We start from the raw sequence: 20,926 nt of genomic DNA on the forward strand, positions 1-20,926 counted from the left end.
GCAACCCACCCCTAACCCCTCCCTTGCAGGGAGGGGAATCCGAAGGGAACCGATGGCTCAGCCTCCCCAACGCCGCGACCTGACCCAGGGCCCTATCGGCCGCACCTTGATGCTGTTCGCGCTGCCGACGCTCGGCTCGAACATCCTCCAGTCGCTGAACGGCTCGATCAACGCGGTCTGGGTGGGGCGCTTCCTCGGCGAGAGCGCGCTGGCGGCGACTTCGAACGCCAACATCATCATGTTCCTCACCTTCGGCGCGGTGTTCGGCTTCGGCATGGCGGCGACGGTGATGATCGGGCAGGCGATCGGCCGGCACGACGTCGACGCGGCGCGGCGCGCCTTCGGATCGGCGGTGGGGCTCGTCATCGGCGGCGCGGTCATCGTCGCGATCCTGGGCTGGCTGTTCGCGCCCGATATCCTGCGATTGCTCGCCACGCCCGGCGACGCGATGCCGCTGGCGCTCGCTTATCTGCGGGTGATCTTCCTCGGGGTGCCGGCATCGATGCTGCTGGTATTGCTGATGATGGGGCTGCGCGGCTCGGGCGACGCCATGACGCCATTCTGGTTCATGATCCTGAGCGCGGTGCTCGATGCGGGGCTCAACCCCGTCTTCATCCTCGGGCTCGGCCCGGTGCCGCGGATGGGGATCGCCGGAGCGGCGACCGCGACCCTGATCGCCAACCATGTCGCAGCGATCGGGCTGCTCGCGACGCTCTACATTCGCGACCTGCCGATCCGGCTGCGCGGGCGCGAGTTCCGCTATCTGCTGCCCGAGCGCGAAATGATGCGCACGATCGTCGCCAAGGGGTTGCCGATGGGCGCGCAGATGCTGGTGATGTCGCTGGGCGGGCTCACCATGGTCGGGCTGGTCAACCGGCTCGGCGTCGATACCGCGGCCGCTTACGGCGTGTCGCAGCAGCTATGGACCTATATCCAGATGCCCGCGATGGCGATCGGCGCGGCGGTGAGCGCGATGGCGGCGCAGAATATCGGCGCCGGCGCATGGGACCGAGTGAATGGCATCACCCGCGCCGGGCTGATCTGGAACTGCGTGATCACCGGGGCGATGGTCGGCGTCGTGCTGCTGTTCGACCGGCCGGTGATGGCCCTGTTCGTCGGCGGAGACAGCGCCGCCATTCCGATCGCCCGCCACATCCAGCTGATCGCGAGCTGGAACTTCGTGCTGTTCGGCATGACGATGGTGATCTTCGCCACCGTGCGCGCGAACGGCGCGGTGTGGGCGCCGCTGATCGCGCTGATCGTCGCGCTGTATCCGGTCCGCATCGGCTTCGCGCTCGGGCTCGAGCCGCTGCTGGGCGGCGATGCCCTGTGGTGGAGCTTCCCGGTCGGCTCGGCGGCGGCGTTGGCGATGGCAGCGGCCTATTTCCGCTGGGGAAACTGGCGCAAGGGCGCGCTGATCCGCCCACGCGAAGTCGAGGAGCATGCGCTCGCCACCGCCGAGCCCGCCGGGCGCTTGCAACCCACCGGCTGAGGGAGCATCAGCGCCGCCATGAGCCAATATCCCGCACTTCGCCTCCGCCGTACCCGAGCCGCCGCATGGAGCCGGCGGATGCACGCCGAGACCGTATTGACGCCCGCCGACCTGATCTGGCCGCTGTTCGTGACCGAAGGCGGCGAGGAGGAGCCGATCGCATCGCTTCCCGGCGTTTCGCGCTGGTCGATCAAGGCCGTGGCGGAGCGCGCGAAGGAAGCGGCGGCGCTGGGGATCCCCTGTGTCGCCTTGTTCCCGAACACCCCGGCGGGCCTGCGCAGCGACGACGGGCGCGAGGCGCTCAATCCCGACAATCTGATGTGCCGCGCGATCCGCGCGATCAAGGACGCGGTGCCCGATCTCGGCGTGCTGACCGATGTCGCGCTCGATCCCTATACGAGCCATGGCCATGACGGGATCGTCGATGCCGCCGGCTATGTGCTCAACGACGAGACTTCGGCGGTGCTGACCGACCAGGCGCTCATCCAGGCCGAAGCGGGGGCGGACATCGTCGCGCCTTCGGACATGATGGACGGGCGCGTCGGACTGATCCGCGCCGCGCTCGAGGCGAACGGCCACGTCAATGTCCAGATCATGGCTTATGCCGCGAAGTATGCCAGCGCGTTCTACGGCCCGTTCCGCGACGCGGTCGGCAGCCGCGGACTGCTGAAGGGCGACAAGAAGACCTATCAGATGGACCCGGCCAACGCCGAGGAAGCACTGCGCGAAGTCGCGCTCGACATCGCCGAGGGCGCGGACAGCGTGATGGTCAAGCCGGGGCTCCCGTATCTCGACATCATAGTGCGTGTGAAGAATGCCTTCGAAGTACCGGTGTTCGCATACCAGGTGTCGGGCGAATATGCGATGATCGAGGCGGCGGCGGCAGCCGGGGCGGGGGACCGCGAGGCGCTGGCGATGGAGACGCTGATGGCATTCAAGCGGGCGGGCTGCTCGGGCGTGCTCACCTATCACGCGCCGCTGGCTGCGCGGTTGATGGGCGCGTGATCCGGTTCGTATTCTCCCTCTCCCCTTTGGGAAGAGGGTCGGGGAGAGGGGTAAGTGCCGCTCATTCACCGCACTGCCCCTCTCCCAACCCTCTTCCCAAGGGGGAGAGGGCTTTATGATCGAAACCCCTCGACTCCTCCTCCGGCCGTGGCGCGAGGCGGACAAGCCGGTGTTTCACGCGCTGGTGAACACGCCGGCGATGATGGAGCATTTCGGCGGACCCGTCGCCCAAGCGAAGCACGACATGATCATCGACCGGCAGATCGAGCAACAGAGGCGCTTCGGCCATTGCATGTGGGCCGTGGAACTGCGCGACGGCGGCGCGCTGGCGGGCGTGTGCGGTGTGCGGATCGGCGGACATGCAGGGACGCCGGTGCCCGAAGAGCTCGAGATCGGCTGGCGGATCGGTGAGGCCTATTGGGGGCAGGGGATTGCGCGCGAGGCGGCGCAGGCGAGCCTCGCCTGGGGCTGGACCAATACCGATCGCCCGCGGATCGCGGCATGGACCACGCAGTCCAACACGCGCTCCTGGGGGCTCATGGAGCGGCTAGGCATGCGGCGCCGCGCCGATCTCGACTTCCACCATCCCGAATATCCTGCCGGCGACCCGTTTGGCGCGATGATCGTCTATGCGATCGACCGGCCGGCATGATCGAGACCGAACGCCTGATCCTGCGCGGCTGGCGCGATTCCGACCGCGAGCCCTTTCATGCCATGGGCCAGGACGAACGCGTGATGGCGACGCTCGGCCCGTTGCTGTGGCGCGACGAGACCGATGCGCTGATCGATCGGATGCAGGCGATCCTCGACACGAACGGCTTCACCTTCTGGGCGATCGAACGCCGCGCCGATGGTGCGTTCCTCGGCTTTTGTGGCCTCAAGCCGGGCGCCGAGGACACGCCGATCGAAGGTGAGATCGAGATCGGCTGGCGGCTGGCGCACGCATATTGGGGCCAGGGCCATGCCCGCGAGGCGGCGCAGGCGAGCCTCGACTGGGGCTGGGCGCACCTCGATGTGCCGAGCATCGCAGCGATCACCACCGTCGAGAATGTCCGCAGCTGGGGACTGATGGAACGGCTCGGTATGGTCCGCGCGCCCGAGGACGATTTCGATCATCCCCGGGCGATCGAGCGGTTGCGGCCGCACATCACCTATCGCATCGCGCGACCTGCGGTTAATCCCGCCTAAATCGGATATCGTGCAGGCGGTCCGCAGGGGAGAAGGATTGCATGGCGGACGAGGTTGAACAGGCGGACGCGCCCCGGACGCGATTCCATTGGCTGTTCGTCGTCGCGATCCTCACCGGATCCTTCCTGCTCTTCCTCGTCCAGCCGATGGTCGCGCGGATGGCGCTGCCCCGGCTCGGCGGCGCGCCGGCGGTGTGGAACAGCGCGATGCTGGTCTATCAGGCGCTGCTGCTCGGCGGCTATGCTTATGCGCATTGGCTGGGGCGCGTGCCCGTGCGGATGCAGGCCGGGATCCACCTCGTGGTGCTCGCGGTCGCGGCGATCTGGTTGCCGATCGGGCTGACGGCGATGGAATTGCCCGCCGATGCCGAGCCGGCTTTCTGGGTGCCTTGGCTTTTCGGCGCCTCGATCGGGCCGTTGTTCTTCGCGATCTCGGCGCAGGCGCCCTTGCTCCAGCGCTGGTACAGCGTCGCCAGCGGCGGGCGCGATCCCTACGCGCTCTATGCGGCGTCGAACATCGGCAGCTTTGGCGGGCTGATCGCCTATCCGCTGATCGTCGAACCGAGCCTGGCGCTCAAGGGGCAGAGCTGGCTTTGGACGATCGGCTATGCTCTGGTCTTCGTGCTTATCGCCGGTTGCGCGACATTGCTGCCCCGGAAGGCCCCGCAGGAACCGCACGTCGCGCACCACAGCCCGCCGCCAGGCAAGCTGCGCGTGCTCCACTGGATCATCCTGGCCTTCGTCCCTTCGGGGCTGATGCTCGCGACGACCACCTTCCTGACCACCGATATCGTCGCGATGCCGATGCTCTGGGTGCTGCCGCTCGGCCTGTATCTGCTGAGCTTCTCGGTGGCGTTTCGCGAAGGCGACACGATTCCCGATCTGCTCGCGAAGTTCGCGCCGATCATCGTGCTGCTGTTCGGCGCGACGCTGATCGCGGGGCACCAGAAGCTCGCTTATCTCAACGCGCTGATCGGCCTCGCCCTGCTGTTCGTCGTCGCGGTGGCACTGCATTCGTGCATGTACCGGCTGCGACCAGCGGCCGACCGGCTGACGGGTTTCTATCTCGCGATGTCGGTCGGCGGCGCGCTGGGCGGCGTATTTTCCGGGCTGCTCGCGCCGGTCCTGTTCGACTGGACCTATGAATATCCGCTGCTGATCCTCGCCGCGGGCGTGCTGATGCCGCAGACGTTCCTGTTCTCCACATTCGCCCGGCTTTGGCGCGGCACCGGGCAAATCCTGCGGATCAAGATACTCGTGGCGACGCTGCTCGTCGCGATCTTCGTCTGGCTCGGCACGACCAACCCGGGGGCATGCTCGGCGAGATGCACGAGCAGGTCGCCTTTCTGGCCGTCGCCACCGTCGGCCTGATCGCGACCGGCAGGCGCGTCCCTTATCTCGTCGCGCTGGCAGGCGGGCTGTTCCTGTTCGGCGGCTATCGCGCGATCGAGACTTCGCTGAGCGGGGATCGAACGCGCAGCTATTTCGGCGTCTACACCGTGAACGACGAGCCCGGAGAACGACGGCTCGCGCATGGTACCACGCTGCACGGCATCCAGCTCAAGGGCGCGCGCTCGCGATTGCCGACGACCTATTATGTGCCCGGTTCAGGCATAGGCCGTGCCATGCTGGCGGCACCGACGCTGTTCGGCCCCGCCGCGCGGATCGGCGTCGTCGGGCTCGGGACCGGCACGCTCGCCTGCTACGCGCAGCCTGGCCAGCAGTGGCGCTTCTACGAAATCGATCCAGAGGTGGTCGATCTGTCGCGCGATTCGGGCAAATTCACGTTCCTCCGGCAATGCGCGCCTCAAGCCCGGATCGCCGTGGGTGACGCCCGCATCCGCCTCGCCGAGGCTGCACCGGCAAGCCTCGACCTGCTCGCGCTCGACGCCTTCTCGTCGGACGCCGTTCCGATGCACCTGATGACCACCGAGGCGTTCGGTACCTATGGCCGCGTGCTCGCGCCCAATGGCTTGCTGCTGGTGCATATCTCCAACCGGTTCCTCGCGCTGTCGCCGGTGGTCGCCGGCGCGGCCGCGCAGGGCGGATGGCATGCCGCACGGCTCGTCTATCAGCCGAGTGCGCTCGAGGCGCGCAACGAAGCGGCCGTCTCGGACTGGATCGCGCTCTCGCGCGACGCGAACATGCTGGCGCGGCTGACGGCGAACGATCCGCAATGGTTTGCGCTGACGCCCAAGCCCGGCTTCACGCCCTGGACCGACGATTATGCCTCGGTGGTGCCGGTGATGCGCGCGTTCAATCCGTCGCTGGCAGACGATTAGGCGCCGGCGAGCGCCGCCTCGATCGACTTGATCCGGTTGCCCTGCGCGGTCGTCATCGTATCGGCGGCGGTAATCGCCAAATCGAGCGCCGGATAAGGCTGCTGCCCTGCTTTGCCGCGTTCGATCGCGATCTCCTCCAGATCGGAAAGCGCGATCAGCAGCGGAGCGCGCAGCGATTCTGAGCCTGCTGAGCGCCGTCTGTGCGTCCAGCCAGGCGTCGGAACCCTGGGGAACCCCGCGCGCCACCGCCACCTTCGCCTCGGCCTCCTGCGCCGCGGCGGCGAATTGCTGATTTCCCGCCGTCAGCGATGCGTTGAACTCGGCGATCCGCTTGTCGAGCGCCGCATCGGGGGCCGCGACCGGCGCCGGGCGTTGCGGCTCCGCGAAGCTCCCGCCCTCGATCGGCCGCGGCAGCAGCGAGGGATAGGCACCGGGGCTCTGGGTGCAGCCCGCAAGGGCGGCAACAAGGGCGATGGGGGCGAACGAGAGGAGGCTGCGCATGGCCGTGCTCTATGCTTGTGGAAAACCGCACGCAACGGGGTTGCGCTATTGGAAAAGCACTTCTAAAGGCACCCCTCCAATGCGCGCCCGTAGCTCAGCTGGATAGAGCATCAGACTACGAATCTGAGGGTCGGACGTTCGAGATCGTTCCGGGCGCGCCATTAAAAACCCCGGCAAGCCACGTGCTTGCCGGGGTTTTTATGTTCTTGCGCGGGAAGGCGCTGCGCGCATCAGAGGGCTGTGCCGAGCTGACGTCACGGTCGCTGCCCCGCCGTCACGTCGATGCCGACGCTTCGCCACCAATCCTGTTGCCCGCCGGCCATGCCGCGTCCGTCCGGCGCTGTGACGCCAGCAGGTCCCCAACCAGCCACAAAGCTGCGGCCATGCACAGGCTGATCGCGGAGCCCTCCCAACGTAACCACTCTGTGGGATGGGTGAACGCTCCGGGCAGCCAGGCGAGCAGGACGAAGCACATGTACATCGATGCACCGAGCCGCGTCGCCGGGACCGCAAATCGATTTGCGATCAGGCCAAGGCCAACGGCCGCATGCCCTACGCCTGTGGCGATCGCCCAGAACACCTGGCCGCCAGGCAGCCACTCGGGCACCATATTCCCGGTCTGCACCGGCGCCACGAAATGCGCGAGACCGAAAATGAGCGAGCAGACGCCGAATGTGATCCGGGCGACCGTCGCTCCGGCCGGTCCGCTCCCGCGCATCTGCAGCAGGATTACCCCAGCGCCCACGACCACCGACGTCTGCTCCGCGAGCCCCATAAGGGCGTTCGCGTTGAGAGGCGGCCCGATCAGGAGCCGCAGATAACATGCGTCGTACAGCGCGAATATCAGGAGCAGGAGCATCGCCGCGGGGCGAACGGTGCGTGCCATCAGCAAGCCCGATCCGCTCACCACCAACAATCCGGCAGCGAGGTAAGCGAGCGGCTGCCGCAGGGGCAGGTTTTCCGGCACCGGCTGCCAAAAGTCATGAAATTCGCCCTGGAGGAAGCATGCGATCCCGTACAGGATGGCCACTACTCCCAGGAACACGGTCCCCAAGGCGGCCTCATCCAGACGCCGCAGTATCTTTTGCACCTGCATCGAACGTTTGTCCTTTCGCCCGCCGACGCCAATCATGCTCGGCCTGGCCGTGGATGGGCGGGGCACGAAGGGGAATGCGAATAAAGAAACGCTGAATTTGTTCTAATCAGCCCGATCCCGCCCCGACCCGGTTTCCTTCCCCGCGGCTAAGGTGCGAAGGCAGAGGGCAGAAGGACATTGCGAATCCAGATGACGAGCCACAGCATAGGGGATTGGTCGTTCGAGCCGGACGCCAACGAATTGCGTCGCGGCGATGAGCGCCGTCGCCTGGAACACCGCGCCGCGCGCACGCTCGAACTCCTTTGCAGCCGCGCGGGCGAGATGGTCACCCCGGACGACATATTGGCGCATGTCTGGAAAGGCCGCGCGATCAGCGCAAACAGCGTGCCGGTGGTCATCAGCGATCTGCGTCAGGCGCTGGAAGACGACGCCCGGAGCCCACGCTATATCGAGACGGTCGCCAAGCGCGGCTATCGCCTCATGGTGGCGCCGCCTGCCGATACGCCGGCTGCGTCCCGCCCGAACCGGCTTCGTCCCGTGGTCATCGCACTCGCGATGCTGGCGCTCGTGATCGCGGCGGCGCTGGCCTGGGCTATATTCGGGCGTGCGGCAGACTTGCCGGCGCTCGTCGTCACGCCCGTCCAGAATGCCACCGGCAACCGCGCCTATCAGCCGCTCGTCAATGCCAGCAGCGCCATGCTCATGGCGCAGGCCGATCAGCTCAGCGGTGTCCAGACCTTCCGCGGCAGCAGCCCCCGCAAGGACGCGGTCCGGCTGGAGTCGTGGCTTTTCATCTGGAATGGCCGCCTGACACTCATGATGTCCGCGCAGCGACCCGACGGCTCCATATTATGGACGGGAATAACGACGGGCGGCGAGCAGCGCATCCCGAACGACATCGCGCGTCAGATGCAGAGTCTCGGCGAACGGCTGCGGCGCAAAACCGCAAGATAGGAGCCGCTGCGCCTGCTCCAGAGGACAACCGACGTGCGACGAGACGAACCGGCCTGTCTTTTTGCCGCCATAGAGTGATCCTATCGCGTCGTGCGCGGCAATTCCGAAAAAGGAAGGCCGCAGAGAGGGGATGACTCGGAAAAGGACTCGCCATGCGCCTTGCGTTCGCCTCGCCCGCAGCTTCGACTCTCATCGACGGCGCGCGTTGCTGGCGCCGTACACGCGATCTCGGCGAGCCCGTCCAGCCAACGCTCGCCGCCGCCTTCCCCAATTCTGTCGGCGGGTTTCTCGCCCCCGTCCTGGACGGTTTACTGACGCTGTTCGAAGCCGCATTCCGGCGCCGGTTTGAAGCGGGTGACCCGTGTGACGACGAACTCACCCGCGACGAGGAACAGCTGCTCGCACTGTTCGATCACGACGGCGTGGCCGCCCCGGCGGGTGTCCGTCCGGCTCTTGCCGGAGCGTTGCGCGCCGCATTGCGCTCGACCCGCCTCATGCTGCGGCTCCTGTTGCCTGGCGCCCCGCATGCGCGTGCTTTGCCCGGGCAATAAGGCCGGTAGCAGCTATCGGGGAACATCGAAGGTATCGAGGATCTTGGCGCCGGCCATGAACACGGCCAGCGGGCAGAGCACGAACAGCATTTTGCCGCCGAGGCCGGGAAAGCGATCGAGATAATGCATGCCGCGCTCCACTGCGCCGGTGCCGAGCCCGTAGATCACGAGATAGGCCTCGAACTTGGTCTTGATCGTGAAGAGGCGGCGGACGCGATCGAACATGCCGAATATGAAGCAAGCGCCGGGCCAAGTCCGGAAATCCGCCATTCGCGCGTTAACGAAGATGGTTACCTGTCAATTAATTCGACAGTTCCGAGCGTTTCCAGCAGCGCGCGGCGGGCGGACTCGATGCGCGTTACCAGTGCCGGATCCCCGATCGCATCCGCATCGATCGCCTCGGGCCAATGCATCTCCACCACCGATGCGATCCGATCCAGCCGCGCCGCGTCGACAAGGAAGCGCGAGTCGATCGTGGCGGGGTCGGCGACGACGCGGAGCCGCAGGCAGGCGGGGCCGCCGCCATTGGCCATCGACTGGCGGACATCGACGACTTCGACCTGGCGGATCGGCCCGTTGCCCGCGACGTGCGTCTCGAGCCACGCCTGGACGCTCGGCGTCTCGCGGGCTTCCTCGGGGACGATCAACGCGGTTTCGCCTGTGGGAAGCGTCACGAGCTGGGCGTTGAACAGATAGGAGGCGATGGCGTCGCCGAGGCTGACCTGGTCGGCAGGCACCTCGACGATCTCGACTTCGGGCAACGCGGCGCGGAGATCGTCGTAGAAGCGATCCTGGTCAGCAAAGGCCTGTTCGTGCGCGAACAGCACACGGCCGTTGGCGACCGCGACGACATCGTTGTGGAACGCGCCGGCGGCGATCGCCTCGTCGGATTGCTGGACGAATAGGGTTCGGGCGGAGTCGAGGCCATGACGTCGCGCGACGGCGCGGCTGGCCTCGGGATGCTGGCGGGCAGGGAAGGGGCCGCCGGGCTCGCCGTAGACGAAGACCTCGACTCCCGGAGCGTCATGCGTGGCGGCGAGGCGCATATGATTGGCGGCACCTTCGTCGCCGAACGGGGCGGGAACGGGCGCGTGGACCGCGAAGGCGGGGTCGGCGAAGGCGAGGCGGAGCTGCGCCAGCGTACCGGGCCATTCGTGGCTGCGATGCGGCATCGTCACGAGATTGGCGGCGGTCAGGTGGCAGCGGCCGTCGGCAGTGTCCGGAGCCGGCGAGACCGTCGCGGCATTGGCCGCCCACATCGCCGAGGCGGACATGGCCTGCGCCTGCAGGTGGCTGTCGGCATCGGCATAATCAGAGGCAAGCGCCGCAAGCCAGTCATGGTCGGGCCGCGCGTGGGGCAGGAGGATGCCCTGGGTCAGCCCGAGCCGCAGGTTCGCCCGCATCTTGGCGATGCCCTGAAGCGCGGCCGCGCGGGGGTGCGCGGTCAGGCCGCGGTTGCGCGTCGCGGCGAGATTGCCCGGGCTGAGGCCGGCATAATTGTGGCTTGGGCCGATGATCCCGTCGAAGTTGATCTCAACCAGCATCGATCTCACCGCGCGACATGGAGCACTTCGTCGCCGGTAGAGACGCCGAGCACCGACGCGGCGGCAGGATCGATCGCCACGCCCTCGTCCGATGACGTCACCTTGCCATAACACGCCTGGAAACTGGCCAGCCGGCCCGAGGCGAGCATTGCGGGTTCGCAGCCCGGTCCGATACCGGTCACGCGCGCTGCCTTCGCCTCGCGTACCGTGCGGACCAGGTCGGTGCGCGCGGTCATGGTCGGGCCGCCGTCGAAGATGTCGATATAATTCTCGAAGGCGAAGCCCTCGCTTTCGAGCATTCGCATCGCCGCCCGGCCCGAGGGATGGGGCAGGCCGATCACCGAGCGCGCGCTCTCCTGGAGCATCGCGGTGTAAATGGGATGCTTGGGCATCAGATCGGCGATGAACTGGTTGCCATGCGTGGCGTTGAATTCGTCGGCCTGTTGGAAGTTCATTCCGAAGAAGCGCCCCGCGACGCCGTCCCAGAACGGTGAGCCGCCTGCCTCGTCGATCACGCCGCGCAATTCGGCCAGCACGCGCTCGGCGAAGCGTGCGCGATGCCGGGCGATGAACAGATAGCGGCTGCGCGCGAGCAGCATGCCGAGCCCGCCGGCGCGCTCGCCGGGATGCAGGAACAGCCCGCCGACTTCGCTCGAACCCTCAAGATCATTGACCAAGCTAAGGATTTCAGCGCGAAAAGTCCGGTCGAGCTCCTGGCTGTGCTTGGTCACCGTGCCCATGCGATAGCTGTAGAAGGGCCAATGCTGGCCGACATGCGTGAAGATCTGGCAGGTGCCGCGAACCTCCCCGGTGTCGACATTTTCGAGCACCAGCACGAACAGATCGTCGAACAGCCCGTCCTCGTCGCGCGCGAAGGCGGCGTGGCTGCGCACCAGCTTGGCGCGGAGCGCGTCCTTTTCGGGCGGCAAATTGGTGAAGCCGCCGCCGGTCAATTTGGCCATCTCGTAGAGCGGCTGCAGGTCTTCGTCGCGCGCGGCGCGGATGCGGAAGGTCATGCGAACGCTCCGTTGGCGATGCGCAGGATGGTGACCGCCGACAATGCGGCGCGCTCGGGCAGGCTTTCGGGGATCAGAAATTCCTCCGCTGAATGAATGGCGCCCCCACGCGCGCCCATCGTGTCGACCACGGGGACGCCGCAGGCGGCGATGTTGTTGCCGTCGCAGACACCGCCGGTGTCCTTCCACGCGACGGGAATGCCGAGATCGGAACCCGCGTCGCGCACCAGGCCGAACAGCCGTTCGGCGCCCGAATCGATCGGCTTGGGCGGGCGATTGAAGCTGCCATGGACTTCGATGCGGACGTCGTGCGACGCCATGACGTCACTCGCCGCCTTCTCCAGCGCGGCCTTGGCGATCGCGATGCTCCATTCGTCGCGCGGGCGGAAATTGACGCGCAGGATCGCGAGATCGGGGACGACGTTGTTGGGCCCGCCGCCGTCGATCCGCGCCGGATTGACCGCGAGCCCGGCGGTCTTGGCCTCGGCCAGCCGTACCGCGAGCGCCGCCGCGGCGACCAGCGCGTTGCGGCCCTCTTCGGGATTGCGCCCGGCATGCGCGCTGCGGCCATGGACGACGAGCGAGAAATTGCCGGTGCCACCGCGGGCGCCGGCGAGCGTGCCGTCGGGAAGCGCGGGCTCGTACGTCAGCGCCGCGATCTTGCCGCGCGCCGCACCTTCGATCAACGCCCGCGAGGAGAAGGAGCCGGTCTCCTCGTCCGAATTGATCAGCACTTCATAGCCGAGCTGCGCAGCCACCGGGCTCGCCTCCACCGCCTCCAGCGCCGCCAACATCAGCGCCAGGCCGCCCTTCATGTCCGCGGCGCCCGGGGCATTGAAGCGGCCGTCGTCGAGCCAGCGACCGGCCTGGAAGGGGTGGTCGGCGCCGAACACCGTGTCCATGTGTCCGGTCAGCAGCATCTGGACCGGCGCATCGGGGCGCACCGCCAGATGGAGGTGCCGGCCATGCCCGATCGACTCGACCCGGCCGTCCGACGTCACGCTCTCCGCCGGTGCGGGATCGACCAAGGCGAGATGGCCGGGGAGCGCCGAGAAACTGTCGGCGAGCATCTCGGCGATCGTCGCCAGCCCGGCCAGGTTGCGCGTGCCGCTGTTGATCGCCGTCCAGGCTTCGGTCCGCGCGAGCATCGGCGCCTGCGCCACATGCTCGACCGCCGCCTGCTCGATGCTGGAAAGCCCGCTCATCCCCGGCTCGTAGCGCGAAATATTATTGCCGTCATCCCGGCGAACGCTCGGACCTCATGCAGGGCGGGCATGGCATGACCCGCCAAATCCTCCCCCGCGGCGCGAGGGAGGATTTACCATGCCCTCAGAAATCTACGACGAGCGCCGCGCGGCTAGTGGTGTCGGTGGTTTGGCGCCCGATCGGCGGCGTGCTTTCATATTGCAGCGTGTACGAGAATTGCGCCGAGAAGGGCCCGAACAGCTTCGCCAGCAGCGCCGAGCGGCTCGATACCGTGCTGTTGGCGTCCTGCAGATAGGCCGAGGCATTCTGCGTCACCGAGATGCTGGGTGACAGCTTCAGGCCGAAATCCATGCTGCCGCGCGCCGCGAGGTTGCTTTCGGTCTTGTCGTCGATGAAGCGGGTGAGGCGGTATGCCGGCCCGAGTTCGAGGTCGAGCTTGACCGCCGGCGACTTGATCGCGCTGTAGCCTGCGCCGGATGATACCGAGATGCGATCGTAGAAGCCGGAGAAGCGATCGCTCTCATATTGCGCGGCGCCATACATGTAGGCGCGGTCGTCGAACTTCCAGTTGGGCTCATAGGCCGCCAGATAGCGCTCGCGCGTGACGAGGCCGAGGCTCTCCTGGTAATCGGCCTGGAGGCGGAGCTTGTGACGCCATTCGAGCGCCTCGCGCTTGACTTCGATCGCGGCGGTGAGCCCGATATTCTCGGTGTTGCCGGTGCTCATATAGCCGCCCAGCTCGGCGCGGCCCTTCACCAGGTCGAAGAAATCCGCCTCGCGGATCTTGCGGTTGGCCTGAGCGAGGCGGTCGTTGCGCCAGTCGGTCGCGGTTTTGACCACGAGGTCCGCGCTCGCCGGATCGGCGTTCCTGGCATATTTGACGATCACCGCGACGTCGCCCTCGCTGCCCGATTGCATTGCGGCATCGAGCATCGATTTGATCGTCGGGGGAATGACGGGATCTTCGGCTGCGGTGTTGGCCAGCAGCAGCGGCAGGACAAGGAGCAGGGCGCGCATGCCGCTCCCCTAGTCAGATTAATAGGGCATCAAAAGGGCAGCGCGCGACGGAATGATCGTTACGCCGGACGAGATCGTTTCGAGCTGTTCCGTGAAAATGTCGAGGAGCTGGCGATAAAGCTCTCGTTTGAAAGGGACGATGATGTCGGGCAGCTCGGCGGGCTCGGCCCAGCGCCAGGCGCGGAACTCGGGTTCGGCAGTGGCGATGTTGACGTGGCGATCCTCGCCGGTGAAGCGGAACAGGAACCAGCGCTGGCGCTGGCCGCGCCATTTGCCCTTCCAGACCTTGGCGATCAGATCCTCGGGCAGGTCGTAGGTGAGTTCCTCCGGTGCGGCCGCGACCAGTTCGGCATGCTCGCGCGCGACGCCGGTCTCTTCCCACAGCTCGCGCCACGCGGCTTCGAGCGGATCCTCGCCCGGATCGATCCCGCCCTGCGGCATCTGCCACGCCTCGAGCACCGAATCGAGCCGCTGCCCGACAAACACGCGACCGTCGCGATTGACCAGCATCACGCCGGCGCAGGGACGATAGGGAAGGGATGCGATATCGGTCATGGCGACCCCATACACATTCCCCTCCGTGCAAGGGAGAGGGTTGCGGTGGGTGTCGCGGCAAGGGTCTCGATTCCCGCCTCGGGACGGCAGCGCAAAGCCCCCATTGCAGCCCTCGTGGCATTTTCTACCTTGGGCGTATCGCAAGGGAGGCGTAGAGCACTCGCAACGATAGACAAACCGCAGGAATAAAGACCGGCCATGGCCACCGCTGCCCACCAGCTGACGCCCGAGGCGTCGGCCAATTCCGCACCCGAAGCGATCGTCGTCCGCTTTGCCGGCGATTCCGGCGACGGCATGCAGCTGACCGGGGGCCAGTTCACGCTGGCCACCGCGCTGGCGGGCAACGATCTCGCCACGTTCCCGGACTTTCCGGCGGAGATCCGCGCGCCGCAGGGCACGTTGTTCGGCGTCTCGGCCTTCCAGATCAATTTCGGCTCGACCGAGATCGATACCGCCGGCGACCAGCCCGACGTGCTGATCGCGATGAATCCGGCGGCGCTCAAGACCAATGTCGATGCGCTCAAGCCTGGTGGGCTGATCATCGCCGACCAGGGCGAATTCGGCCAGCGCAACCTCGACAAGGCCAAATATGCCGCCAATCCGCTCGAGGATGACAGCCTCGGCAAATGGCAATTGCTCAAGCTCGACATCTCGCAGCTGACTCTCGATGCCGTGAAGCCGTTCGGGCTCGGCAACAAGGAGGCGCTGCGCTGCAAGAACATGTGGACATTGGGGCTGGCGCTATGGATGTTCGACCGTGATCGCCAGCCGATCATCGACTGGCTCAAGGCCAAGTTCGCCAAGGCGCCCGAGCTGGCCGAGGCCAATATCGCCGCATTGAACGCGGGCCATGCCTATGGCGAGACCGCCGAGCTGGGCGCCATGGGCATTTCACAGCGCCACGTCTCGGCGGCGCCGTCCGAGCCGGGCCTGTACCGCACGATCACCGGGGCCGAAGCGATTTCCCTCGGCCTCGTCGCGGGCGCACAGCTGGCGGATTTGCCGATGTTCTTCGGCGGCTATCCGATCACGCCCGCCTCGGCGATCCTCCACCATCTCGCGCGCTTCAAGGAATATGGCGTCACCACCTTCCAGGCCGAGGACGAAATCGCCGCGATCGCCTCGGCACTGGGCGCCAGCTATGCCGGCTCGCTCGGCGTGACGTCATCCTCGGGGCCGGGTATCGCCTTGAAGGGCGAGGCGATGGGCCTCGCGATCATGACCGAGCTGCCGCTGGTGATCGTCAATTCACAGCGCGGCGGGCCCTCCACGGGGCTTCCCACCAAGACCGAGCAGTCGGATCTCTACCAGGCGGTCTACGGCCGCAACGGCGACTCGCCGATGCCGGTGCTCGCCGCGCGCTCGGCCGCCGATTGCTTCGACGTCGCGATCGAGGCAGTGCGCATCGCCACGCAGTACATGACCCCAGTGATGCTGCTCACCGACGGCTATATCGCCAATGCCGCCGAGCCGTGGAAAGTGCCCGACATGAGCGGCTACGCGCCGTTCCCGGTGACCTTCCACACCGAGCTTCCGGCCGAGGGCGAGAAGTTCCTGCCTTATGCGCGCGACGAGAAGCTCAAGCGTCCCTGGGTCAAGCCGGGCACGCCGGGGCTGCTCCACCGCATCGGCGGGATCGAGAAGGCGCTGGGCACCGGCAATATCGATTATTCGCCGGGCAACCACCAGGCGATGACCGACATACGCCGCGACAAGGTGCTCGGCATCGACATCCCCGATCAGGCGGTCGAACAGGGGCAGGCGGGCGGCAAGCTCGTCGTGGTCGGCTGGGGCTCGACCTATGGCCCGATCGCCACTGCGGTCCGCCGCGCTCGTGCCAAGGGGCTCGACGTCAGCCATGTCCATCTCCGCCACATCTGGCCCATGCCGAAAAATCTTGGCGATCTGCTGAAGAGTTACGAGCACATCCTCGTACCGGAAATGAACACCGGCCAGCTCAAGACCGTGCTGCGCGACCAGTATCTCGTCAACGCCGTGCCGCTCAACAAGGTGTCGGGCCAGCCCTTCACCATCGCCGAGGTCGAGGCCGCGATCGCGCGCCACCTCCACAGCGACCGCGCCGAGGAGCTGGGGCCAGACGATACGCAATTGCCGAGCCCGGAAGCGGTGAATCCGTGACCCGCGCGGCTGCCCAAGGAGGGATGCCATGCTAGCGACTTGTCCGCATTGCAAAGCCGAGCAAGCATTCGTCGCTTATGGTGAACCCGGATCAATGGCGGCAGCCCGCTCGATGTTCACCCTCATGAAACCGTTGGCTTCGGCGGTCGACGACCTCCTCGATGACGCACGGAAGCGAGATCTCGCTGGAGTGCACGGGTTGCCAGATGCTTTCGAGCCAATGCGCCCGATGCAAAACCTTGTTCATGCACACGGGCGACCTATGGTGCCCCGCATGCCACTCTAATTCGACGGCGGACGGATGAACGACCTGACCCCCATCAAGCCCAGCACACCCAAGGACTGGGAAACCGACCAGGAAGTCCGCTGGTGCCCGGGCTGCGGCGACTATGCGATCCTCAAGGCGGTGCAGCGCACCATGCCCGAGATCGGCGCCACGCCCGAGAACACCGTGTTCGTCAGCGGCATCGGCTGCTCGTCGCGCTTTCCCTATTACATGGAGACCTATGGCTTCCACACCATCCACGGCCGCGCGCCGGCGGTGGCGACGGGGTCAAGCTCGCCAATCCCGATCTCGACGTGTGGATCATCACCGGCGACGGCGACGCGCTGTCGATCGGCGGCAACCATACGATGCATCTGCTCAGACGGAATCTGAACTGCCAGATCCTGCTGTTCAACAACGAGATCTATGGCCTCACCAAGGGGCAATATTCGCCGACCAGCCGCGAAGGCACGCGTTCGCCGTCCACGCCGTTCGGCTCGGTCGATCACCCCGCCAAGCCCTGCGCCTTCGCGCTGGGCAGCGGCGCGCGGTTCGTCGCGCGCGCGATCGACGTGCACAAGAACCTGCCCTCGGTCCTGAAGGCCGCGCATGCGCACCAGGGCGCGGCGTTCATCGAGATATTCCAGAACTGCATCGTCTATAACGACGACGTGTTCGAACCGTTCACGGCCAAGCCGAACGCCCAGCTCAACCAGATGTGGTGCGAGCACGGCAAGCCGCTGCTCTTCGCGGGCGGTGCCAAGGGGCTTTCGCTCGACGTGGAGCGGCTGACGCTCAAGGTCGTCGACGTCGTCGACGGCGATTGGGAAGCCGCAGGCGTGATCGTCCACAACACCGCCAATCGCGCGATCGCGCACATGCTGGTCGAGATGCCGTTTGGGCCGTTCCCGATGGCGCTGGGCGTGCTCTACGACGATCCCGCACCGACCTTCGAAAGCGCCGTAGTCGCGCAGAACAAGGCGGCGAGCGAGGGCAAGAAGCCCGATCTGCAGAAGCTCGTGGCCAAGGGCCAGACCTGGCTGGTCGACAAGGCACCGCACGCATTGTGAGGCAGGGCGCCAAGAGGAGCGATTGAGCGAGGAGATCGAAGCGCTTGCCCGAGTAGCGGTGGACTGCGGCTTCAAGCTGCACGAAGCGCTCGGGCCGGGGCTTCTCGAGTCGGTCTATGAAGTGTGCCTGTTTCAGAGCCTAAGAGAACGAGGCCTGTCCGCAGAACGGCAAAAACCGATACCCATTTGCTTCAACGGGATAGTGCTCGAAGAAGGCTTTCGGGCAGATCTGCTGGTCGAGGGGCGGCTGCTGATCGAGTTGAAATCAACAGAAGCCTTTGTCCCGGTTCACGGCAAACAGGTGCTGACCTATCTCCGTCTGATGGAACTCCCGCTTGGTCTGCTGATGAATTTCGGCGCGCCCACTTTCCGGGACGGCGTGCGGCGTATTGCCAATAACTATTTTAGATAAAACAGATTTCTCACACGAAGGCACGAAGGCACGAAGAAGCAGTTGTGGAACAGGCGCGAAGCGCTCCTCCGAACCTTCTTCGTGCCTTTGTGTCTTCGTGTGAGTCATTTTTCCTTCTGAATGCGCTTGCCCGCACCGCCGCCGCGTGCATGTAGGGGCGTGATGAACGCGCCGACGCGAGGACAGGGTCGCAGACAGGAAACGGGACGCGGCGGCGGACCGTTGGAACTGCTGGCGCCCGTCTTCCATCGCCAGCTCGACCGGCTCGATCGCGGGATTACCGAGGGCAGCCTCGAACTGCTGCTGCCCAGCGGCCGTGCGCGGTTGCTCGGCGGACGGGCGGACGGTCCTGCCGCGGTGGTCGATCTTCGCAGCTGGCGGGCACTGCTGCGGCTCGCGTTGAGCGGGTCGATCGGCTGGTACGAGGCCTGGGCGGCGGGGAGTGGGCCAGCCCCGATCCGGTGCAGCTCTTCGCCCTGTTCAGCCGCAACCGCGCCGGCCTGGCGCAGCCCGCGCGGGCGACCGGTCCGTGGCGACTCGCCAAGCGGCTCTGGCACTGGCTGCGGCGCAACCATCGCGGCGGATCGCGCCGCAACATCCGCTTCCATTACGATCTCGGCAACGATTTCTACCAGCCGTGGCTCGACGCGGGGATGACCTATTCGAGCGCGCGGTTCGCCGACCCCGGCCAGCGGCTCGAAGAGGCTCAGCAAGCCAAGCTCCAGGCGATGCTCGATCGCACGGCCACCGTGCCCGGCAATGCGATCCTCGAGATCGGCTGCGGCTGGGGTTCGTTCGTCGAACTGGCGGTGCGGGCGGGGCGGCACGTGCACGGCATCACGCTGTCGACCGAGCAGAAGGCCTGGGCCGAGGCACGCACCGCGGGCATGAGCGGCGCCAGCTTCGCGCTCACCGATTATCGTGACGTCAGCGGCCATTACGACGCAGTCGTCAGCATCGAGATGGCCGAGGCGGTGGGCCGCCAATATTGGCCGGCCTATCTCTCCGCGATCTCCCGCGCGCTGAAACCCGGAGGCCGCGCGGCGCTGCAGGTGATCATCTTCGACGATGCACTGTTCGAAGGCTATGCCGGCAATGTCGATTTCATCCAGCGCTACATTTTCCCGGGCGGGTTGCTGATCCGGACAAGCGAATTCCGGCGTCTTGCCGCCAGCAACGGCATGGACTGGCGCGATCAGGTCAATTTCGGGCTCGATTATGCCGAGACGCTCCGGCGCTGGCGCGAGAATTTCGAGGCGGCGGCGGCTGGCGGGCTGCTGCCCGCACAATTCGATGCGCGTTTCATCGCCTTGTGGCGCTATTACCTGATGTATTGCGAAGGCGGATTTCGCGGCGGCGGCATCGATGTCGTCCAGGCGACACTGGTCAAGGAGGGGTGATGAAGACCTGGATGCTGGCGAGTGCGCTCGCACTCGCAACGATGGCGGGTGCCGCGACGGGGCAAAGCGCGCCGCAGGATACCAGCGGTCTCAGGAAAGTCGGCGCCGAAGTGCTGTTCTGGAGCCAGGAAAAGCGCGACGCCAATTTCCCGCACATGGAGAAGATCTTCCCCGGCCATGTCGTCAAGGCCGGGGGCAAGGTCCGCGCGCTGCCCGCGGGCAAGCCGCTGCCGTTCTCCGACGCCGAGCTCGATGCCTTCATCGCCAGCCAGAACATTGCGGGGCTGATCGTCCTGCAGGACGGCAAGATCCGCCTCGAACGTTACGCGCGAGGCTATGGCCGGGAAGGGCGCTGGACCAGCTTCTCGGTCGCCAAGTCGTTCACGTCCACCTTGGTCGGCGCCGCGATCAAGGACGGCTACATCAAGTCGGTCGACGAGCCGGTGACCAAGTACATCCCGGAGCTCGCCGGCAGCGGCTATGACGGCGTCACCATCGCGCAATTGCTCACCATGACGTCGGGCGTGAAGTGGAACGAGGATTATACCGACGCGAAGTCCGACGTCGCCCGCATGTTCCTCGAACCGGTGCCGGCGGGGAGGACCCCACCGTCTATTACATGAAGAAGCTGCCCCGCGAGACTGCGCCGGGTTCGAAGTGGGTCTACAAGACCGGCGAGACCAATCTCATCGGCGTGCTGGTGATGCGCGCGACGAAGAAACCGCTCGCCGATTATCTGAGCGAGAAGGTCTGGCGGCCTTATGGGATGGAGCAGGATGCCTTCTGGATGATCGATCCGTCGGGGCATGAGGTCAGCGGCTGCTGCCTGTCGGTTTCCCTGCGCGACTATGCCCGGATGGGGCAATTGGCGCTCGAAGGCGGCAAAGGCGTGGTCCCGGCCAACTGGTTCGCCGAATCGACTCGCGTCCATGCCGATATCGGCGTGCCCGGCCGCGGCTATGGCTATCAATGGTGGACCTACCCGGAAGGGCGCTTCGGCGCACAGGGCATTTTCGGCCAGACGATCCGGGTGGATCCGAAGAGCAAGACGGTGATCGCAGTGTCCGCAGCAGCCGACAAGGCGAGCGACCGCGACTACGGGCTGGCTCGGACGGCATTCCTCGACAGGCTGTTCGCGGCGGCGACCCACTGATCGTCACCCCGGCGAAGGCCGGGGCCCAAGGTTTCTCTGCCCGGGCGCTCGTGGCTCTGGATCCCGGCTTTCGCCGGGATG

At 66.4% G+C, this 20,926-nt stretch carries 19 protein-coding genes, 1 tRNA gene and 2 pseudogenes; 15 read left to right on the forward strand and 7 right to left on the reverse strand.

All coding sequences use genetic code 11. From position 1 onward, the window contains the following. The first annotated feature begins 52 nt into the window (after positions 1-52). The 7 genes from PIB19_RS04040 (at position 53) to PIB19_RS04070 (ending at position 6,628) form a co-directional block, all read left to right on the forward strand. Positions 53-1,492 (forward strand): MATE family efflux transporter, encoded by a 1,440-nt coding sequence (locus PIB19_RS04040; protein ID WP_271239769.1) that lies wholly within the window; start codon positions 53-55, stop codon positions 1,490-1,492. A gap of 18 nt (positions 1,493-1,510) precedes the next feature. Continuing rightward, complete coding sequence (hemB, locus tag PIB19_RS04045) at positions 1,511-2,497, forward strand: porphobilinogen synthase (RefSeq protein ID WP_271239770.1); 987 nt, start codon at positions 1,511-1,513, stop codon at positions 2,495-2,497. 115 nt (positions 2,498-2,612) lie between these two features. Next, the gene (locus tag PIB19_RS04050; protein WP_271239771.1) at positions 2,613-3,149 is read left to right on the forward strand and encodes a GNAT family N-acetyltransferase; all 537 of its coding nucleotides are present in this window, start codon (positions 2,613-2,615) and stop codon (positions 3,147-3,149) included. Next, positions 3,146-3,685, forward strand: coding sequence for a GNAT family N-acetyltransferase (locus PIB19_RS04055; RefSeq protein ID WP_271239772.1), 540 nt, complete (start codon positions 3,146-3,148; stop codon positions 3,683-3,685). Before PIB19_RS04050 ends, PIB19_RS04055 begins: the two co-directional genes overlap by 4 nt. Before the next feature lie 41 nt (positions 3,686-3,726). Further along, positions 3,727-5,055, forward strand: coding sequence for a hypothetical protein (locus tag PIB19_RS04060; protein WP_271239773.1), 1,329 nt, complete (start codon positions 3,727-3,729; stop codon positions 5,053-5,055). Then, entirely contained in the window at positions 4,998-5,966 is a 969-nt protein-coding gene (locus tag PIB19_RS04065) for a spermidine synthase (protein WP_271239774.1), read from the forward strand. The genes PIB19_RS04060 and PIB19_RS04065 overlap by 58 nt, the downstream gene beginning before the upstream one ends. A gap of 584 nt (positions 5,967-6,550) precedes the next feature. After that, positions 6,551-6,628, forward strand: a tRNA-Arg gene (locus PIB19_RS04070). 113 nt (positions 6,629-6,741) lie between these two features. Here the strand turns inward: PIB19_RS04070 and PIB19_RS04075 are convergent. Next, positions 6,742-7,599, reverse strand: a complete 858-nt coding sequence (locus tag PIB19_RS04075) for a hypothetical protein (RefSeq protein WP_271239775.1) — start codon at positions 7,597-7,599, stop codon at positions 6,742-6,744. Positions 7,600-7,752: 153 nt separating this feature from the next. On the opposite strand from PIB19_RS04075, the gene PIB19_RS04080 reads away from it, so the two are divergent. Together PIB19_RS04080 and PIB19_RS04085 are read left to right on the forward strand one after the other, a co-directional pair. Next, positions 7,753-8,517: a winged helix-turn-helix domain-containing protein gene (locus PIB19_RS04080; RefSeq protein WP_271239776.1), complete on the forward strand. Its 765-nt coding sequence runs from the start codon at positions 7,753-7,755 to the stop codon at positions 8,515-8,517. 152 nt (positions 8,518-8,669) lie between these two features. After that, positions 8,670-9,068, forward strand: coding sequence for a hypothetical protein (locus tag PIB19_RS04085; RefSeq protein WP_271239777.1), 399 nt, complete (start codon positions 8,670-8,672; stop codon positions 9,066-9,068). Between the two features lie 12 nt (positions 9,069-9,080). Here PIB19_RS04085 and PIB19_RS04090 read toward each other — a convergent pair whose 3' ends face one another. The 6 genes from PIB19_RS04090 to PIB19_RS04115 form a co-directional block, all read right to left on the reverse strand. Further along, complete coding sequence (locus PIB19_RS04090) at positions 9,081-9,293, reverse strand: hypothetical protein (RefSeq protein ID WP_271239778.1); 213 nt, start codon at positions 9,291-9,293, stop codon at positions 9,081-9,083. Positions 9,294-9,358: 65 nt separating this feature from the next. Continuing rightward, positions 9,359-10,612 carry an N-succinylarginine dihydrolase gene (locus PIB19_RS04095; RefSeq protein WP_271239779.1) on the reverse strand — a complete coding sequence of 418 codons (1,254 nt, stop codon included), beginning with the start codon at positions 10,610-10,612 and terminating at the stop codon, positions 9,359-9,361. Positions 10,613-10,617: 5 nt separating this feature from the next. Continuing rightward, positions 10,618-11,628 carry an arginine N-succinyltransferase gene (locus PIB19_RS04100; protein WP_271239780.1) on the reverse strand — a complete coding sequence of 337 codons (1,011 nt, stop codon included), beginning with the start codon at positions 11,626-11,628 and terminating at the stop codon, positions 10,618-10,620. Beyond that, positions 11,625-12,833 (reverse strand): hydrolase, encoded by a 1,209-nt coding sequence (locus PIB19_RS04105; RefSeq protein ID WP_271239781.1) that lies wholly within the window; start codon positions 12,831-12,833, stop codon positions 11,625-11,627. Before PIB19_RS04105 ends, PIB19_RS04100 begins: the two co-directional genes overlap by 4 nt. 124 nt (positions 12,834-12,957) lie before the next feature. After that, positions 12,958-13,851 (reverse strand): DUF481 domain-containing protein, encoded by an 894-nt coding sequence (locus tag PIB19_RS04110; RefSeq protein WP_271239782.1) that lies wholly within the window; start codon positions 13,849-13,851, stop codon positions 12,958-12,960. A gap of 18 nt (positions 13,852-13,869) precedes the next feature. Beyond that, entirely contained in the window at positions 13,870-14,406 is a 537-nt protein-coding gene (locus PIB19_RS04115; RefSeq protein ID WP_271239783.1) for an RNA pyrophosphohydrolase, read from the reverse strand. Between the two features lie 198 nt (positions 14,407-14,604). On the opposite strand from PIB19_RS04115, the gene PIB19_RS04120 reads away from it, so the two are divergent. The 6 genes and pseudogenes from PIB19_RS04120 to PIB19_RS04145 all read left to right on the forward strand — a co-directional run bounded on the left by PIB19_RS04120 (position 14,605) and on the right by PIB19_RS04145 (position 20,845). Beyond that, on the forward strand, positions 14,605-16,545 hold the full coding sequence (locus PIB19_RS04120) for a 2-oxoacid:acceptor oxidoreductase subunit alpha (RefSeq protein ID WP_271239784.1): 1,941 nt from the start codon (positions 14,605-14,607) through the stop codon (positions 16,543-16,545). A gap of 301 nt (positions 16,546-16,846) precedes the next feature. Then, positions 16,847-17,880, forward strand: a pseudogene (locus PIB19_RS04125) (2-oxoacid:ferredoxin oxidoreductase subunit beta). A 22-nt stretch (positions 17,881-17,902) separates the two neighbouring features. Next, positions 17,903-18,292 carry a GxxExxY protein gene (locus PIB19_RS04130; RefSeq protein ID WP_271239785.1) on the forward strand — a complete coding sequence of 130 codons (390 nt, stop codon included), beginning with the start codon at positions 17,903-17,905 and terminating at the stop codon, positions 18,290-18,292. Between the two features lie 162 nt (positions 18,293-18,454). Continuing rightward, positions 18,455-19,692 (forward strand): annotated as a pseudogene (locus PIB19_RS04135) (class I SAM-dependent methyltransferase). Then, positions 19,692-20,315: a serine hydrolase domain-containing protein gene (locus PIB19_RS04140; protein WP_271239786.1), complete on the forward strand. Its 624-nt coding sequence runs from the start codon at positions 19,692-19,694 to the stop codon at positions 20,313-20,315. Before PIB19_RS04135 ends, PIB19_RS04140 begins: the two are co-directional and overlap by 1 nt. Then, on the forward strand, positions 20,312-20,845 hold the full coding sequence (locus PIB19_RS04145) for a serine hydrolase domain-containing protein (RefSeq protein ID WP_271239787.1): 534 nt from the start codon (positions 20,312-20,314) through the stop codon (positions 20,843-20,845). The genes PIB19_RS04140 and PIB19_RS04145 overlap by 4 nt, the downstream gene beginning before the upstream one ends. The last annotated feature ends 81 nt before the right edge of the window (positions 20,846-20,926 follow it).

This window comes from Sphingomonas sp. 7/4-4 (assembly GCF_027941955.1).
GTDB lineage: Bacteria > Pseudomonadota > Alphaproteobacteria > Sphingomonadales > Sphingomonadaceae > Sphingomonas.